The organism is Sporacetigenium mesophilum DSM 16796 (assembly GCF_059569055.1).
This window is the reverse complement of sequence record NZ_JCANUR010000027.1, coordinates 1-16,228: the sequence shown is the minus strand read 5'-3', so window position 1 is coordinate 16,228 and position 16,228 is coordinate 1. Positions and strand designations below refer to the sequence as shown.

Annotated in this window: 20 protein-coding genes and 1 rRNA gene; 16 read left to right on the top strand and 5 right to left on the bottom strand. The window is 29.6% G+C overall.

What is annotated here, in order from left to right:
* Window positions 1-200: 200 nt before the first annotated feature.
* Genes BS62_RS14435 through BS62_RS14420 form a run of 4 tightly spaced genes read left to right on the top strand, consistent with a single transcriptional unit; the run spans window position 201 to window position 4,598 of the window.
* A complete protein-coding gene (locus tag BS62_RS14435; RefSeq protein WP_496491973.1) occupies window positions 201-896 on the top strand; it encodes a cobalamin B12-binding domain-containing protein in 696 nt (231 codons plus the stop codon).
* On the top strand, window positions 874-1,572 hold the full coding sequence (locus tag BS62_RS14430; protein ID WP_496491972.1) for a GntR family transcriptional regulator: 699 nt from the start codon (window positions 874-876) through the stop codon (window positions 1,570-1,572). The genes BS62_RS14435 and BS62_RS14430 overlap by 23 nt, the downstream gene beginning before the upstream one ends.
* Before the next feature lie 29 nt (window positions 1,573-1,601).
* Window positions 1,602-3,437, top strand: a complete 1,836-nt coding sequence (locus BS62_RS14425) for an ASKHA domain-containing protein (RefSeq protein ID WP_496491971.1) — start codon at window positions 1,602-1,604, stop codon at window positions 3,435-3,437.
* Window positions 3,438-3,449: 12 nt separating this feature from the next.
* Window positions 3,450-4,598 carry an MFS transporter gene (locus tag BS62_RS14420; RefSeq protein ID WP_496491970.1) on the top strand — a complete coding sequence of 383 codons (1,149 nt, stop codon included), beginning with the start codon at window positions 3,450-3,452 and terminating at the stop codon, window positions 4,596-4,598.
* Between the two features lie 86 nt (window positions 4,599-4,684).
* Here the strand turns inward: BS62_RS14420 and BS62_RS14415 are convergent, their stop codons facing one another.
* Window positions 4,685-5,341 carry a DUF1638 domain-containing protein gene (locus tag BS62_RS14415; protein ID WP_496491969.1) on the bottom strand — a complete coding sequence of 219 codons (657 nt, stop codon included), beginning with the start codon at window positions 5,339-5,341 and terminating at the stop codon, window positions 4,685-4,687.
* A 137-nt stretch (window positions 5,342-5,478) separates the two neighbouring features.
* Here BS62_RS14415 and BS62_RS14410 point away from each other — a divergent pair, with 137 nt between their 5' ends.
* Together BS62_RS14410 and BS62_RS14405 are read left to right on the top strand one after the other, a co-directional pair.
* Entirely contained in the window at window positions 5,479-6,417 is a 939-nt protein-coding gene (locus BS62_RS14410) for a DMT family transporter (RefSeq protein ID WP_496491968.1), read from the top strand.
* A 40-nt stretch (window positions 6,418-6,457) separates the two neighbouring features.
* Window positions 6,458-6,874: a DUF3785 family protein gene (locus tag BS62_RS14405; RefSeq protein ID WP_496491967.1), complete on the top strand. Its 417-nt coding sequence runs from the start codon at window positions 6,458-6,460 to the stop codon at window positions 6,872-6,874.
* 71 nt (window positions 6,875-6,945) lie between these two features.
* On the opposite strand, the gene BS62_RS14400 is transcribed toward BS62_RS14405, so the two are convergent.
* Complete coding sequence (locus tag BS62_RS14400) at window positions 6,946-7,404, bottom strand: hypothetical protein (RefSeq protein WP_496491966.1); 459 nt, start codon at window positions 7,402-7,404, stop codon at window positions 6,946-6,948.
* Window positions 7,405-7,704: 300 nt separating this feature from the next.
* On the opposite strand from BS62_RS14400, the gene BS62_RS14395 reads away from it, so the two are divergent.
* From BS62_RS14395 to BS62_RS14380, 4 genes are all read left to right on the top strand, one after another.
* Window positions 7,705-8,379, top strand: a complete 675-nt coding sequence (locus BS62_RS14395) for a hypothetical protein (RefSeq protein WP_496491965.1) — start codon at window positions 7,705-7,707, stop codon at window positions 8,377-8,379.
* Window positions 8,380-8,394: 15 nt separating this feature from the next.
* Window positions 8,395-8,856, top strand: coding sequence for a hypothetical protein (locus BS62_RS14390; RefSeq protein WP_496491964.1), 462 nt, complete (start codon window positions 8,395-8,397; stop codon window positions 8,854-8,856).
* Window positions 8,857-8,920: 64 nt separating this feature from the next.
* Entirely contained in the window at window positions 8,921-9,592 is a 672-nt protein-coding gene (locus tag BS62_RS14385) for a hypothetical protein (protein ID WP_496491963.1), read from the top strand.
* Between the two features lie 181 nt (window positions 9,593-9,773).
* The gene (locus BS62_RS14380; RefSeq protein WP_496491962.1) at window positions 9,774-10,139 is read left to right on the top strand and encodes a cupin domain-containing protein; all 366 of its coding nucleotides are present in this window, start codon (window positions 9,774-9,776) and stop codon (window positions 10,137-10,139) included.
* A gap of 277 nt (window positions 10,140-10,416) precedes the next feature.
* Here BS62_RS14380 and BS62_RS14375 read toward each other — a convergent pair whose 3' ends face one another.
* Window positions 10,417-10,773, bottom strand: a complete 357-nt coding sequence (locus tag BS62_RS14375; protein ID WP_496491961.1) for a DUF5658 family protein — start codon at window positions 10,771-10,773, stop codon at window positions 10,417-10,419.
* 213 nt (window positions 10,774-10,986) lie between these two features.
* Here BS62_RS14375 and BS62_RS14370 point away from each other — a divergent pair, with 213 nt between their 5' ends.
* Both BS62_RS14370 and BS62_RS14365 read left to right on the top strand, forming a co-directional pair.
* Window positions 10,987-11,955, top strand: a complete 969-nt coding sequence (locus tag BS62_RS14370; protein ID WP_496491960.1) for a serine aminopeptidase domain-containing protein — start codon at window positions 10,987-10,989, stop codon at window positions 11,953-11,955.
* A 46-nt stretch (window positions 11,956-12,001) separates the two neighbouring features.
* Window positions 12,002-12,301: a GIY-YIG nuclease family protein gene (locus tag BS62_RS14365; protein ID WP_496491959.1), complete on the top strand. Its 300-nt coding sequence runs from the start codon at window positions 12,002-12,004 to the stop codon at window positions 12,299-12,301.
* A gap of 21 nt (window positions 12,302-12,322) precedes the next feature.
* Here the strand turns inward: BS62_RS14365 and BS62_RS14360 are convergent, their stop codons facing one another.
* A complete protein-coding gene (locus tag BS62_RS14360; RefSeq protein WP_496491958.1) occupies window positions 12,323-12,601 on the bottom strand; it encodes a hypothetical protein in 279 nt (92 codons plus the stop codon).
* A gap of 150 nt (window positions 12,602-12,751) precedes the next feature.
* Between BS62_RS14360 and BS62_RS14355 the strand changes: the two genes are divergently transcribed.
* Window positions 12,752-12,979: a hypothetical protein gene (locus tag BS62_RS14355; protein ID WP_496491957.1), complete on the top strand. Its 228-nt coding sequence runs from the start codon at window positions 12,752-12,754 to the stop codon at window positions 12,977-12,979.
* Between the two features lie 336 nt (window positions 12,980-13,315).
* On the opposite strand, the gene BS62_RS14350 is transcribed toward BS62_RS14355, so the two are convergent.
* On the bottom strand, window positions 13,316-13,756 hold the full coding sequence (locus tag BS62_RS14350; protein ID WP_496491956.1) for a MaoC/PaaZ C-terminal domain-containing protein: 441 nt from the start codon (window positions 13,754-13,756) through the stop codon (window positions 13,316-13,318).
* A gap of 182 nt (window positions 13,757-13,938) precedes the next feature.
* Here BS62_RS14350 and BS62_RS14345 point away from each other — a divergent pair, with 182 nt between their 5' ends.
* The 3 genes from BS62_RS14345 to BS62_RS14335 all read left to right on the top strand — a co-directional run.
* On the top strand, window positions 13,939-15,153 hold the full coding sequence (locus tag BS62_RS14345) for an NAD(P)/FAD-dependent oxidoreductase (RefSeq protein WP_496491955.1): 1,215 nt from the start codon (window positions 13,939-13,941) through the stop codon (window positions 15,151-15,153).
* 148 nt (window positions 15,154-15,301) lie between these two features.
* The gene (locus BS62_RS14340) at window positions 15,302-15,754 is read left to right on the top strand and encodes a DUF2383 domain-containing protein (protein WP_496491954.1); all 453 of its coding nucleotides are present in this window, start codon (window positions 15,302-15,304) and stop codon (window positions 15,752-15,754) included.
* Window positions 15,755-16,011: 257 nt separating this feature from the next.
* Window positions 16,012-16,228, top strand: a 16S ribosomal RNA gene (locus BS62_RS14335); the annotation flags it as partial.

Below are 16,228 nucleotides of genomic sequence, written 5' to 3'. Positions count from 1 at the left end.
TGGGAAGAATACAAAGAAGATCATCCAGAAATAGATGAAAAACTAGATGATGTTATGGCTGCTAAAATGCAACCATATGAAGAAATGATGTTTGGCTTTGTTATGATGTTATTAATGTAGATACAAATTTAATAAATAGCTGCAATTTCCTATGAATTGCAGCTATTATTTCTATTATATAAAATTTAACGGGGGATAAAATGGAAAGATTAACAGAAATAAAAGATTCGATTATTAAATATGTAGAACAATTAGATGAAGAAAATGTAATAGATTTAGCAAATAAGGCACTAGAAGAAGGTATTGAGCCGCTGTCTTTGCTTGAAGTTGTAAACGAAGGTATGAAAAGAGTAGGAAAATTATATGAACAAAAACATTACTATATAGCTGACTTAATAATGTCAGGTATTATTTTTAAGCAGGTCTTAGAATTAAAAAAAATGGGAAATCACTTTAAATGTAATGAAAATGGATATGTAGGAAAAGTACTTTTAGGAACTGTAAAAGGAGATATACACGATATTGGAAAAGACATTTTTAAAGGAATATTACAGGTAAATGGATTTGAAGTAATAGATATTGGTGTAGATGCAGAAGTAGAACTATTTGTAAAAGAAGCAATAAAAAATAAACCTGACATTGTAGCTATGAGTGGACCCTTAACAAATACTATAGACCCAATGAGAGATGTTGTAGATGCCTTTGTTAAATCTAATATAAGGGATAAAGTTAAAATTATTGTAGGCTCTAGCCATATTAATGAAAGCACATGTGAGTATATTGGAGCAGATGGCTTTTCCAACGATGCTTATATAGGAACTGATATATGTTTGAAATGGATTAATGACACAAACAGGCAGGGAGTAGAAGACGATGATAAATCCAATATATGTTAAAATTGCTGAAGATATAAAAAATAAAATAAAAAGTAGAGACCTAAATCCAGGAGATGATTTACCATCTGAAGCATCTTTGTGTAAGCAGTATGAGACAAGTAGAATGACAGTTAGAAAAGGTCTTGCGATTTTATCTAATGAGGGGTACATTTATTCAGTTCCCGGAAAAGGATATTTCGTTAAAAGACCTGAAATTAATAAATACACTGTTCAATATAATGAAATGGACAATTTAATTAATAATGTAGACAATGCAAAGTTATTGTCAGTAGATATAATTAATCCAGATGAAGAATTAGCAAACAAATTACAAATTAGTCAAAATAAAAAAATTATAAAAATTAGAAGACTGTTTTATACTGATGGCCAACCTATTGCATATGATACTAAATATTTTATGTATGAAAAAGGAATGCCTATTGTAGAAAATGAAATAGAACAAGCTACTTTTCCAGAAATGATATCAAAGAATATATCTCCTTATGAATTAAAAAAAGAAATTATGATTTATGCTGTAGTGCCAGGGGACAAAACTAAAAAACTACTAAAGATATACAATGAACTTGCTTTATTAGTTGTAGAGCAAAAGGTATGTGATGATAAGAGTAAACCTATGGGTCTAGGAAAAACTTATTTTAGGTCAGACTATATTAAGCTACAGGGATTTAGTCAGTAATTAATAGCAAATGAAAGAGGGGAATTATTGTGAAAAAATACAAGGTAGTTTTTAAACACTCAGAACAAAGTATAGATGTGGATTCAGGAACTACACTAATTAAAGCAATTAGAGATGGTGGAATAGATTTTGATTTTCCATGTGGTGGAGTAGGAAAATGTGGAAAGTGTAAGGTTAAAATATTAGAAGGTAAGATTAAACCTAATGATGATGAAATAAAGTTCCTAAATGAAGACGAAATAAATCAAGGAATTCACCTTGCTTGTTTTACCGAAATTTGGGGAGATATGGTAGTTGATACATTAGGAACTAGTTCAAAATCACATAATATATTACTAACATCAGAAGAAAAAGAAGTTAGTATAAATCCGCACATATCTAAAACATATGTAGAGGTAAAAAAGCCAACGCTTGGAGAGTGGGAGTCTGATTGGAGACGACTTACAAATAGTCTATTTAAGGAATATACTTGTACTGAAAATACAAAACTAGAAATTTTGCAAAAGCTCCCAAATACACTAAGAAAAAACGATAATTGTATTACCGCTATTACATATGACAAAAGTATTTTGGGAATAGAAGCAAATGACACTACAAATAGATTAACTGGTATGGCCTTTGACATAGGAACTACAACGATAGTAGGTTATCTTATAGATATGCATACTGGAAAGGAATTACAAGTTGTTTCAACTCTTAATTCCCAGACTAAATACGGTGCAGATGTTATTACTAGAAGTAATTATGCAGGTAAAGAAGAAAATGGACTGAGAAACTTACATGTAGAAGTAATAGATGATATTGATGAACTTATACATGAAGCTTGTGATAAAGCAGGCATAAAAAGGGAAGATATATATTCTATAAGTATAGTAGGAAATACTTGTATGCATCATCTTTTCCTAGGAATAAGTCCTAGTTACGTTGCAAAAGCACCATATATACCAGCTATTAGTGAACCTGTAGTTTTAGATGCAAAGGATTTATCAATTGAAATAAACGATGCAGGAAAGGTGTTTGTACTGCCAAACATTGCAGGCTTTGTAGGTGCAGATACTGTATCGGCAATTTTGGCTACAGAAATGGATAAAAGCAATAATATAAAATTAATGATAGATATAGGAACTAATGGAGAGATAGCCCTTGGGTGTGGTGAAAAATTACTTGCTTGTTCAGCTGCTGCAGGTCCAGCATTTGAAGGAGCGGAGATAAGTAGCGGTATGAGAGGAGCAGAAGGTGCAATAGATCATGTTGTATTTGGTGAAAAATTTGAAATTTCTGTAGTTGGTGATGGTAAGCCAAAGGGGATTTGTGGTTCTGGACTTTTAGATGCAGTAGCAGGATTAATAGAAATAGGTATCCTTGATAAAAGAGGAAAGTTTTTATCTATTGAAAAAATAACAAATCCTAAAGCAGAAGTTTTTAAAAATAACATTGTGGATTATGATGGAGAAAAAGCATTTTTACTAGCGGATGAAAACGATACTTCACACAAAAAACCTATTATGATAACTCAAAAGGACATAAGACAACTTCAAATGGCAAAAGGTGCAATGTCAGCAGCAATTAAGATACTTATGGATAAATATGGAATCAACGTAGGTGAAATAGAGGAAGTACTATTAGCAGGAGCCTTTGGAAATTATATGAATCCACATAGTGCATGTGTTATTGGACTTATACCAAAGGAATTAGAAAGCAAAATAAAAATGGTTGGAAATGCTGCTGGAAGTGGCTCGAAGTTATCGCTACTTTCAAAAAATGAATACAAACGTGCAGAAAGAATTGGCGAGTTTGTTGAGTTTGTTGAACTTGCTACTTACCCTAATTTCTCATCCATTTTTTCAAAATCTATGTACTTTTAAGGAGTAATGATTATGAAAAAAACAATGCTTAAAGCGGCCGTATTATCCATTTCATTGTTAATGTTAGCTGCAACAGCAGCATCACCTGCACTTGCAGACATAAGTAAGGCATTTCCAGATGCATCTCCAAGCACTATAGGTTTAATAGTATCACTACCTTCATTATTAATGATACCTACTACACTTTTATGTGGGAAGCTTTCAAGTTCTATAAGAAAAACAAGACTTTTATACTTTGGGGTTACAATGTATACAATTGGGGGTGTAGGTCCAAGTTTTTGTGATAACTTAAGTCTTATATTAACTTTTAGAGGTATTCTAGGAATAGGTTTAGGATTTATAGGTACTCTTGCATCAGGGTTTATTGCAGACTTTTTTGAAGGTGCAGAAAGAGCAGCTATGATGGGACTTCAAAGTGCTATGGTAAGTATAGGTTCAATAGTTACTACATTAATAGCAGGATTTTTAAGTGCAATAAATTGGCACTATACTTTCTTTGTATATTTTATAGGATTAGGGGTTTTACTTCTTACATTTTTTAAATTACCTGAACCACCAAAAGTTGAAGTTAGAGGTGATGAAAAGCAATCACTAGGGTTCCCAATATATGGAATATCAGCTTTGTTTTTAATTTACTCACTTTTACTTTTCTCATTCTTTACTAATATAGCTATGGTAGTTACAAGTGAGAATTTAGGAAATGCAGCAAATGCAGGAATTGTACTGACAATTATGACTGTGGGTAGTCTTATAGCAGGTATATTCTTTGGTAAGATATCTCAATTACTAAAGAAAAACGCTATATTTGCAGGTATAGCATTAACAGGAATTGGATTTTTGATGTTAAGTTATCCTTTAGGGCTTAATATGATTATATTTGAGTCTTTGATTATAGGAATTGGATTTGGAACTACAATGCCTTCAGTTATGGTTAAGATATCTATGGTTGCTCCAAGAACTGCAACAACACTTGCAATTGCATTTGCTACAAGTGCAATGGGAGTAGGGCAGTTTATATCGCCTTTTGTATTAAATTCTATAGGAAATGGATCCTTTAGATTTATATTCTTAATATCAGGTCTTGGAATTTTAGGTTGTGCTGCTATATGGATTGTATTAAATCAAAAAATTGAAAAAGTATTAAACAATGCAGTTAGTTAATATAAAGACCACGGGGTAACGATTCGTTACCCTATGGTCTTTTTTGAACATCTTAGTATGTAATTTTAGATAGTAAAGTATTTCTTTTACTTACGGGTATGGTCTAATGTAACTGCTTCACCTGGATTTACCACTATAAAATCATCATCCCATGGACCAGTTAAAAGTTTTTTTATATAGTTTAAAGTTCCTGGTATTACTTCATGTTTTAAATTAAGTTCTTCTGCAATAAACTGTGTTCTCTCAGTAAATACTTCTAATTCATATGCTCCAGTAGATACTACACCTAATCTTTTATAGTGCTTAAGCATTGTCTTGAAAATTCTGTCAGCTCTAGATTTTCCATATTTATTAACGGCATCTTGGTATTCTACCCATATATTTAGCTCATAATCTAACCATCCCTTTGTAAGAAAATATGTTCCAGCTTGTGCTGAAATATCTTTTCTCCTTTGACATGAGCCTAACATTAATGATATACAATCATCTACATTTGGAAAAATAATACGGGCATTTTGTGAGGTTAATCCAATAAGAGAGTTGCCACAAAGGCCAAAGGCCAAAATAATGTTGTCCACATTAGATACATGATCTATTTCTTCTTGAATTTTAGATCTCAATAAATCGGGAAATGTATGTAATCCTGAATCTACCCACAAAACAGGATAGTCGCATCCTGTTAATTCTAGAGCTAAGTTTAGCTCGTTTGTGATGGTTTTACAGGCAATAATTAAATTATTCAAGTATCTTACCCCCTTTAATACTACTATAATACATTTTATGCTTTGCAAAATGAAATTAGAATACTTGTACTAGCATTAAACTTAATGATATTATTAAAATATGGGCTAAAATCACATTTATAGTAGAGGAGACATTTATGGGGAAATACAGAGTTTGGATATTATTAGTTTTATGTAATTTGTTTTGGGCAGGAAATTATGTAATTGGAAAATACGTAGTTGCAGAAGTTACACCACTTATGATTACTTTTTCACGTTGGCTTATGGCATCCTTTTTGCTTCTTGGTATAGCTTCCTATTTTGAAAAACCAAAGTGGAGGGTTGTAATTAAAGAGTGGCCATTGCTAACTACCTTAGGTATACTTGGAATTATAGGTTATAACTTAGCTCTTTATTCTGCACTTGATTATACCTCTTCTACAAACGCATCTCTTGTTAATGCCTTAAATCCTGGAGTAATAGTAATATGTTCAACTATTATCCTAAAAGAGAAATTTTCAAAACTGCAAGGTACAGGTATTATTTTATCTTTATTAGGAGTAATAGTTATTTTAACAGGAGGAAATGTAAGTAAATTATTTGAAGTTGAATACAATAAAGGTGATTTATTAATGATAGTTGCCATAGTTACTTGGGCTTTGTATTCTGTCTTAGGAAAAAAACTTAAAAATACACCTCCAATAACTGCAAGTGGACTATCTGCTTTAATTGCTACTATTATCATGGCTCCTTTTGTGATGTCTCAAGGCATTGATGTTAGAGAACTTAGTTCATTAGCTATAAATGGAATTTTATATATGACAATTTTTCCTTCAGTATTGTCATTTATCTTTTGGAATGTAGCTATAAGACAAATAGGAGCTAACCAAACAGGAATATTCTTAAACTTAATTCCAGTTTTCACAGCTATTATTAGTTGGATACTTGGAAATAATATTACAATGGTACAATTATCTGGAGGAGCCCTTGTATTTATAGGAGTATACCTAGCAACTGGAATGCTTGAAAGAAAAATAAAGGAATACAAGACAAGAAAAAATGAAGAAAGTATTGAAAGTATAACAAAAGTTAGTTAATTATGGTAATAGCAATTTTAAGGAAAATATGGAGGCGAATATGGGTTATAAATTTACTTACGATGAAAATATATATGAACTTAGTGATAGTAATTTTAGTGATTTAATAAATGATGAAGAAAATCCAGTTAAGGGAATTAAAAGAGAAGATATATTAAAACTTTTAAATGAACATGAAGATGTGGATTTTGAGTTAGCTTATTTTGATCAAGCATGTCAAAAGTGTTTTGCAGGCAGAGAAGAAAAGGCAAAGTATTTTAAGTTTTTAGAGTATTATTTTTATATATTTACGAAAAATGGTGAATATGTAATAAGTAGTATAGACAAAGAATATGAAAACACATCATTTAACAAGTTATTAAAAGAAAAGAAGGTAGATAATAGCTATATTGTAAGTGTATTAGTGTGTTCTAGCTGCAAAGAATATTCTATAGTAATTGAGGAATGTGAAGTTTAAAATAATTTAAATCTAGTAAAATACCCCTTGGTCGTGTTTCGTGACCTAGGGGTATTTTACTAATAATAAGCCTATTTTGCTACTTCTCTTTTTTTTGTTATATAGAATATAGTTCCTATAGCACCAACTATAACAATTCCAGAAATCAATGAATTTTCAATGAAAATATTTTTATTTTCAGTAGTAGTAACTTCATTCATCAACGTAGCTTGTTGTCCTTCTACAACTTTTACATTATCTTTGCCAAATATTTCATATAGATAGTTTTCATTATCTTTGTTAAATGGAGTAATACCTATTTCAACATAGTCTTCAAGTGGTGAAGTATGAGTTATCGTAAGTCCTTTTTCCTCAATTTCTTTGGTATGTTCTTCAAATAAATATTTATCGATTTCTTGTTGTTTTTGAATTATCGTATTTGTGTCGTTTGTTGTAGCGAAAGTGATAATTGATGAAACTAAAGTTAAACATATACTTAGAATAATAACAGTAGCTATATAAAGTTTATTTTTGTTAATAGTTAAGTTCATTAAATCCTCCTAAAATGTGTTTTATAAAATAATATATTAACTATAGGCTATTATCTTTATGTTGATAAGATAATAATACTATATAAATGTGAAGTTATTGTGAACATATACTTAAAATAATGTATATTTTTCCAAATTAAATATAGTTTTATACTAATCATCACCTTTTATTCTTAATATTAATAAAATAATAATAACAATAACAAAAAATTCGCTACGCTCATGTCGCCAACGACCTTGAAAATATGGTCCGTTGCTCAAGTTTAGTAGTTATAAATTAAAAAACGGTGGTGTAAAACGATGTTTAATTACTATCTATTGCAACAATATTTTTTACAACAACATTACCAAGATTTATATTATAAATTAATTAGTAGACAAAATGAGGTATTAGATGTTTCTGGAGTTTGGAATACAGATTATTATGGAAGAATATTTCTTGAGCAAGATGGAGATAACATTAAGGGAACTTTCAGATATGGAAAAGGAGCAATAGAAGGGACTTTAACCGGAAATGTTTTAAATGCCCAGTGGACTGAAATGCCAACTCATGAATGTCCTCTACATGCAGGAAGATTGAGACTAGTATTTTCTTCAATGGGTGATAGCTTTATAGGATCTTGGGGAGTTTGTCAGGAACCATTAAACAAAACTTGGAATGGATTTAAGCTTCAAGATAAATCAGCTATAGACGTTTCAGGGGAATGGTTTACTACTAATTTTGGGAAAATAGTTTTTACTCAAGACGGAGATACGGTAAATGCTACTTATCAATTTAAAAATGGAAAAATACAAGGGACTATGGATGGGTATACCCTCAAAGGGTATTGGTCATCAGAACCAAGTTATAATTGTTACTATGATAAAGGAAGAATAGAAATTGACTTTGATTTTAAAGGAGAGGCATTTACAGGAATATGGGGATATTGTGAAGATGAGCCTACAAGAGTATTTAGTGGAATAAGAGTACGATAATGGAGGACTAAACTTATGAAAAAAATATGTTCCTTAGGGTTAACTTGCTTATCAATTGTTATTGCATTAATTTTAATAATGCCTTTTGCTAAAATCAATATAGGATCCTTTTCAAAACAAATAGCAACATTATCATTGCCAAAAGAACAACCAATAGATAAACCAAAGATAGAAGTTCCCTTTGATTTAAAGGTGGAAGAAGAAACCCAAAAGAGTGTTGACGAAGGACATTCACCATGGAGACTAGACCCTATATTTGTTGCTCAGGTTTTTGTAAGTCTAAAAATTTCACCACAAGGTATAGAAGGTGATTATCCTATTAAGTATGAAGATTTGAAGTTAGTTTATAATAGTGGATCAGATGCAGTTGTGAAAGTAACTAAAAAAGACACCCCTATAAGAAGAGTATATCTGAAGAAACTTATAAAACAAGATGATACAGGCATATGGACTGTAGTTGGATATGATCCAGTATAATTAATTCTAATCATCACCTTTTAGTATTATTATTAATAAAATAATAATGAAGGTGGTGTTTTTAATGTTCAATTATTATTTATGGCAACAATACATCTTACAACAACAATACAAAAGTTTATATTATCAATTAAATAATAGGCAAAATGATACTCCATTAGGCATTTCTGGAGTTTGGAATACAAACTATGGAAGAGTAATATTTCAACAAACTGGAACTAATGTAAAAGGTACTTTTCAATATGAAACTGGAACTATAGAAGGAACTATAAATGGAAATATTTTAGAGGGAATATGGTATGACGATCCAACATACGAGTGCCCTATAAATAAAGGAAGGTTGAGATTCGAATTTTCACCAAATGGAAACAGCTTTGTAGGGTTCTGGGGATTTTGTGAAGAACCACTAACTGAAGATTGGAGTGGAGTTAAGCTTCAGCCGGCGCCTTCGATAAACGTATCAGGAGAGTGGATGACTTCAAATTTTGGTAGGGTAGTTTTTAGCCAAAACATAGATAGAGTAACGGGCACCTATGGTGTTGAAGGTGGAAAAATAGAAGGGATTCTTCGTGGATATACTCTTATAGGATATTGGTCTGAAGGTCCAGATTATGCTTGTCCTTATAACAAAGGAAGAATAGAAATGGATTTTGCTTTAAATGGAAGTGGATTTGTGGGAGTATACGGTTACTGTCAAGAAGATCCAAAAATAGCTTGGAATGGAGCTCGAATATAGCAGATATAATTTTATCCTCTAGGTTAGGAATTAAACCTAGAGGATGAGTTATGCTTTTTGAGCAAAATATATTTATATTTCATACATGGTTTTAAATAAATATAAAAGCATAGGTGTTTTAAAAACCATAAAAGTAGTATAATTAATTTATAAAAAATTAAAAAATATGGAGGAAATATTAATGTACATAGAAGGTAATATTAAAGAAATGTTTAACTTAGTAAATGACTATTGGTCTCCACGAATTGTAGGGGATGTTAATGATGATTATATTAAAATAGCCAAGTTTAAAGGTGAACTTGTATGGCATGATCATGAAAATGAAGATGAAATGTTTTATGTTGTAAAAGGTAGTTTTGATTTACACTTAGAAGACAAAGTAATGACTTTAAATGAAGGTGATTTTTACGTTGTTAAAAAAGGAATTACTCATAAACCAGCTGCTAAAGAAGAATGTTGGGTAATGTTAATAGAAAAGAAAGAGACAAAGCATACTGGTAATGTAGATACACCTTTTACTAAAACAATAGAAGACCAATTAAAATAACTTATGTAATTAAAAAAGGCTATCTATATAGAAATAACTTTCTATATAGATAGCCTTTTTAATTTTATTTATTCTCCATTTCCGTTCATAGGCATTCCCATAGGAAATGGGAATTCATTCCTATTAAGGTTATGTCCATTCATATTATTCCCGTTCATATGTTGCCCCATATGGTGCATATACATTTTATAATTTTCTTGAGAAATGATATACTATGTATTAAATATAAATAGTGTGATAGAGTTTAAGAAGTTTTTATTGAGAAATACGATTTTTGTTAATAAATAAGCATAAATACTGGCAATAGTACAAACCAAAGTATATGAAATACATTTATAGTGGCATATAGTCCTATAGCTAAGCTTATTAAAACATTAGATACCCTTAATTGATAATCGTTAGCTTTTTGCATTCTAAAAAATATATATAAAAGTAAAGTTGCAGGAAGTAAAACCTTTATAAGGAAACTAGCGGTATAATCTTGAACTATATTGGTCATTAAGAAATTTGCTTCAAAATAATAACCTGTGTTTACTAAAATTATGGTAAAAACAATGTCAGTAAGATTTAATATATATAAAATTGCTAATTTGCTTTTTATATTGTCTAAGCTATAGTCTTTAATAAATTCCATCAATTCTATACACCTCCACTATTAATTATTAACAAATATAGAAAATCCTATGTTATTTAATTTGTAATAATAGAAATACAAAACATATTTACAGAATTGGTATACATAATTTAATTATTTGAAACTAAATATAAATATTAGTTATATAAATATTTATAAAATATCAATTATGGTAAAAATTAATAGTAAGATTAATAAAAGGGAGAATTGATTATGTATACAGACTTTGTTGAAGAACAGGTAAGTATAAATGGAGAAGTAAATATAAAAGGAACATTGGCAATACCTCATATTGAAAACAAAAAATTAGCTGCAATTTTAATTGTAAATGGCTCTAATAGTGTAGATAGAAATGGAAATATAAAAATACCAAAGATTAAAGTTAATATATATAAGGAATTGGCCCATTTAGGGGCAAGACTTGGTTTTGTAACTCTTAGATACGACAAAAGAGGTGTTGGAGAAAGCGGAGGAGATAAATATAACAAAGGAGTAACAGAATTAGTAGATGATATTATTAATAACATAAAATTTTTGAAAAATCATCCAAAGGTTGATAAAGATAAGATTATTTTATTAGGCCATAGTGAAGGGTGCATATTATCAACTATTGCAAGTACTATGATTTCAGTTAAAGGATTAATATTAGTTGCGGGTGCAGGAGTATGTCTTAAATCACTAATAAAATATGTAGATATTAAGATATTAGAAGAAGTAAATAAAAAAAGAGGATTAAAAGGCTCTATTTTAAGATTGTTTATTAATGAAGACAAAATGAAGAAACAGTTAGAATGTTTAAATAACAAAATCGATAATTGTAATGATGATGCTATAAGGTTTAGATTTAAAAAGATGTCTGGAAAATGGTTTAAAGAACACTATAAATATAATGATGAAGATATACTAAGCATTTTAAAAAACAGTAATTGTAACATTTTGGTAATTACAGGAACTAAAGACGTACAAGCAGATCCAAATCATCTAAAAGGAATTGAAAAATTAAATAAAGATAATATAAAGTGTGTAGTTATAGAAAACATGGATCATATGCTAAAAGAATGTACAGATAAAAAAACCGTTTTAGGATTAATAAACCAATATCAAGAAGAATCTTGCAAATCCTTACATCCTAAGTTCAAATCAATTTTAGAAGAATGGTTAAATATATTTTTTTACCATTAGTTTTGTGTTATCATATTTTGTAATGTAGTTGTTAGGAGTGAGAATTATGTACTATACATATATGTTGAGATGCAAAGATACTACTTATTATATTGGTTATACAAGTGATATAAACAGAAGAATGAATGAACACTCTAAGGGAGAAGGTTGTAAATATACTAGAGCTCGTGGATTTGATAAATTAGAAATTTATTGGGCTACAAAGGAAAGAAAAGATGCAATGAAACTTGAATATTATCTAAAAACTTTAACTAGATCTCAAAAAACTGATATTATTCAAAATCCACATTTATTAGGCGTTAGATATGGTTTAGATCTTAGTGCAAAATATATATTAGGCGAATAAAGCTAGAGATGATCTCTAGCTTTATTCGTTTATTAGATTTCCAATAAAATAAGTAGCAGATATAATAACATATCCTGCAATTATTCCATCTATTACATTAATTGCAATTCGAGGAATCCCTAATGAATATCCTATCATAGAAAAAATACTTCCCCATATGAATAAGTAAAATATAGTAAATCCTATAGCTTTTTGTTTATTATCTAAAAACTTAACTAAAAATCCATTTGAAATATCTTTGCTGTAAAAATAATAAGCCGAAATCATCATAACCAATAGGTATATAATACTAAATTTCAAATCGACAACTCCTTTTAAATACTTTTTAGTTATATTTTGTATTTATTGTTACATTTATACATTTCAATTAAGCTACAGAACAATAAATTAGTTGAATTCATAGCATATTAATATAACTTGGGTTAATTAGAAAGGAGAATATTATAGACTATGTTTAATGGATATTATAACTACTGGTGGATGCTATATATGTTATCTCAGCAAAATAAATCACTACAACATAGACAAAATCAAATAGAGGACCAAGGTGGGGTATTTGGTTTTTTGCAAAGTGTTTCGAAGCCTTGTGTTAATCCTAATTTTTCATTTGTTAGGATATTCAATGCTATAACAGAGCCAATTATGCTTAATGTATATATTGATGATGTAGAGGTGTAGCTAGGAATTTGAAATATACGGATTTTAGTAATTATGTTCCTATACCAAAGGGAGATCGTAATATAAAAATTTATTCAGATCAACAGCCAGACACACCATTATACGCTATCATCACAAGAACAATCAGAGTTAATACGCAGAACATTAAATAATAGGGCTGAACGTATATATACTGAATACATTGTAGGAACTATGTATACTAGTAGTGTAGCGCATCACCAAGGTTATTATCTTGATTTTGTGTTATCTCTAGATGGAAACATAATAATACAACAATGTCCTTGATATAAATAGTAAAAAGCGTTGATTTATTTATACTTCAACGCTTTTACTTTTTTATAAGTTATTTTTACTTTTCATAAATGATTTTACTTGAGTATCCAGTACAAGTTGTTCCATTTGATTATAAGCTATAACTTTCACAACTAATATCCCACGTCCACCTTTAGATGAAGGTATTAAGTCTACTACTTCTACTTCTCCTTTTATTTCATCATTTGGATATACAGGAGCTTTCCAGCTTAAATAGTCTATACAAATACCACAAAGCGTATCTTTGCCGGTCTTATCTAAAGCAACCCACTTACCCCATATGGCACACAGAGTATGAAATCCTGAAGCTATAATACCTTCAAAACTGCTACTTCTTGCAAATTCTGAATCAACATGAATTGGTAGAGGGTCATATTTGCTAGCAAATTCATTAATATCCTCTATTGTAAATGTAATAGGTTCTAATATGAATTTTTGACCTATCTTAAAGTCTTCAAAGTGCATATTCTCACTGTCCTTCCTTTATTTAAATTATCTTTTTTAAATTATACTATATAATCATTGATAAATAATAAGCATGTATTAGGTTTTGACTTCAATCACATACTAAGATTTTATTACTTGATACAATATGTATAAGGCTTAATAATTGTAGACTTTAAATAATTGAAATGGTGGTGATTTAAATGAGTAATAACGTGGTTATAATAGGTGGTGGCGTTGCAGCAATAAATGCAATAAAGGCAATTAGAGCGGTTGATAGCAAAACGGATATTTATGTATTTCAAAATGAAAAATTCTACCCTTACTATAGAATAAAATTAACAAAGAGTTTATTGGATAATCTTGAAGAAAACAAAATACTGCTTCAGAAAAAGGAGTGGTATGAATTAAATAATGTGAATTTATACCTAAATAGAGAGGTTGTTGAAATTGACATAGATAAGAATGAAGTTATTATAAATGACGGTAGTAGATTTGCTTATGATAAGTTATTATTAGCTAATGGATCACACAATTTTACTCCTAATATAGAAGGTATTGAAAAAAACAATGTCTATACAATAAGAAAATTAGATGATATACAAAATATAAAAGAAAGTGTTTCAGATAAAAAAACTGTACTGAACATAGGAGGCGGAATACAAGGATTAGAAACTGTATGGACTCTTCATAAAAATGGTAAAAATGTTATTATAGCTGAGTTTTTAGATAGGCTAATGCCTCGTCAGTTAGACAAAAGAGCTTCTAAAATTCTTCAAGATGCAATAGAAAAACTTAATATAAAAATACTTTTAAAAACTGCAGTAGAAAAAATTGTAGGAGACGACACTGTAAAAGGTTTTGTAACAAACAATGGAGATGAAATAAACTGTGATATGGTAATTTACTCAGTTGGTGTTAGGTCTAATAAAAACATAGTAGATAATACTAATATAAAAACTAACTTTGGAGTATTGGTTAATGATAGGATGCAAACTAATATTGAAAATATTTATGCAGCAGGAGATATTGCAGAATTGACTGGTAGTATAGGAGGACTTTGGAGCGTTGCTACTGAACAAGGAAAAGTAGCTGGATATAATATAGTAGATAAAGAGGCAAGATACAAAGGTGTAGTTCCTACGACTACATTAAATGCTTTTAATATATCTTTATTTTCTGCAGGTGATGTAAATGAAGAAAACTGTAGTCAAACAATAATAGATGATAGCTTTGATGGTACATCATACAAAAGAATATTCATTAAAGATAACAAAATAGTTGGTGCAATTTTAATAGGTGATGTAAAGAATTCTACTTTATTAAAAAGCTCAATAGAAAAGAAAGTTGAACTTAACAATATAGATGTATCAAACAGATCAATTGATGAATTACTTGTTAATTTAAAATATATATAAAAATTTGCTATGCTCATGTCGCAAACAACCATATGGGACCTTGCTCAAGTATATCAGTTAGATATCATAATTCATTTTGAACTAAAATGATATAAAAGTATAATAATTCTAGCAATAAATATCCATAATAATATACGAGGTGATATTTATGGATAAAAACAAAGATAAAATGATAAAAGATATGAATCACTTTTTAAGAGGCGTACATATGGGTGGGGCAACATTTAAGGATTATTTAAATAAAGCAGAAGATCCGCAACTTAAGAATGAATTAACCCATATTATAGAATCATTTAAAAGACATGAAGAAGCTATTACTAATAGAATAGAACAACTAGGAGGAAATGCTTCAGACTCTTTAGGTATAATGGGTACTATGTCAGAGTTTTTTGAAAAGATAAAACTTATACCTGTAAATACCGATCTAAAAGTATGTAAGTATGCTGTGGAAGCTATGGAAATGGGATTATATCAAGGTAATAAATTTTTATCTGAACATAAGGAATTAGATCATAGCTTAAGAAAAGAAGTAGAAGGCGTTGTTAGGGATTATGATAATCAATTAAATCGTATGAAAGAGATGATGAATAAACTAAAATAAAATTAATTGATATTGGCCTCTATATGAGGCCAATATTATCAATATAAAAATTATATAAATAAAATGAATAATAATTTAAAAAACGATAATAATAAGTTAGGTAGGAACAATACAAAATAAAATTTAAAAATATGTTGACAGAAGAATTTATAAATGATATATTATTACTTGTCCTTGAAAAAGGGCAAAACATTGAACTTTGAAAATTAAACAGTAGGTCAATTAACACACCATTTATAATAAAGTAATGCCAAGTTTATCATGAGAGTTTGATCCTGGCTCAGGATGAACGCTGGCGGCGTGCCTAACACATGCAAGTCGAGCGAGGACTTCGGTCCTAGCGGCGGACGGGTGAGTAACGCGTGGGTAATCTGCCTCATACACACGGATAACATACCGAAAGGTATGCTAATACGAGATAATATTAAGAGATGGCATCATTTCTTAATCAAAGAATTTCGGTATGAGATGAGC

Bases quoted from the DNA above. Each gene is read 5' to 3' on its own strand.
- BS62_RS14435 (WP_496491973.1), top strand. From the start codon at position 201: ATGGAAAGATTAACAGAAATAAAAGATTCGATTATTAAATATGTAGAA.
- BS62_RS14430 (WP_496491972.1), top strand. From the start codon at position 874: ATGATAAATCCAATATATGTTAAAATTGCTGAAGATATAAAAAATAAA.
- BS62_RS14420 (WP_496491970.1), top strand. From the start codon at position 3,450: ATGAAAAAAACAATGCTTAAAGCGGCCGTATTATCCATTTCATTGTTA.
- BS62_RS14410 (WP_496491968.1), top strand. From the start codon at position 5,479: ATGGGGAAATACAGAGTTTGGATATTATTAGTTTTATGTAATTTGTTT.
- BS62_RS14405 (WP_496491967.1), top strand. From the start codon at position 6,458: ATGGGTTATAAATTTACTTACGATGAAAATATATATGAACTTAGTGAT.
- BS62_RS14400 (WP_496491966.1), bottom strand. From the start codon at position 7,404: ATGAACTTAACTATTAACAAAAATAAACTTTATATAGCTACTGTTATT.
- BS62_RS14395 (WP_496491965.1), top strand. From the start codon at position 7,705: ATGTTTAATTACTATCTATTGCAACAATATTTTTTACAACAACATTAC.
- BS62_RS14390 (WP_496491964.1), top strand. From the start codon at position 8,395: ATGAAAAAAATATGTTCCTTAGGGTTAACTTGCTTATCAATTGTTATT.
- BS62_RS14385 (WP_496491963.1), top strand. From the start codon at position 8,921: ATGTTCAATTATTATTTATGGCAACAATACATCTTACAACAACAATAC.
- BS62_RS14380 (WP_496491962.1), top strand. From the start codon at position 9,774: ATGTACATAGAAGGTAATATTAAAGAAATGTTTAACTTAGTAAATGAC.
- BS62_RS14375 (WP_496491961.1), bottom strand. From the start codon at position 10,773: ATGGAATTTATTAAAGACTATAGCTTAGACAATATAAAAAGCAAATTA.
- BS62_RS14370 (WP_496491960.1), top strand. From the start codon at position 10,987: ATGTATACAGACTTTGTTGAAGAACAGGTAAGTATAAATGGAGAAGTA.
- BS62_RS14365 (WP_496491959.1), top strand. From the start codon at position 12,002: ATGTACTATACATATATGTTGAGATGCAAAGATACTACTTATTATATT.
- BS62_RS14355 (WP_496491957.1), top strand. From the start codon at position 12,752: ATGTTTAATGGATATTATAACTACTGGTGGATGCTATATATGTTATCT.
- BS62_RS14350 (WP_496491956.1), bottom strand. From the start codon at position 13,756: ATGCACTTTGAAGACTTTAAGATAGGTCAAAAATTCATATTAGAACCT.
- BS62_RS14345 (WP_496491955.1), top strand. From the start codon at position 13,939: ATGAGTAATAACGTGGTTATAATAGGTGGTGGCGTTGCAGCAATAAAT.
- BS62_RS14340 (WP_496491954.1), top strand. From the start codon at position 15,302: ATGGATAAAAACAAAGATAAAATGATAAAAGATATGAATCACTTTTTA.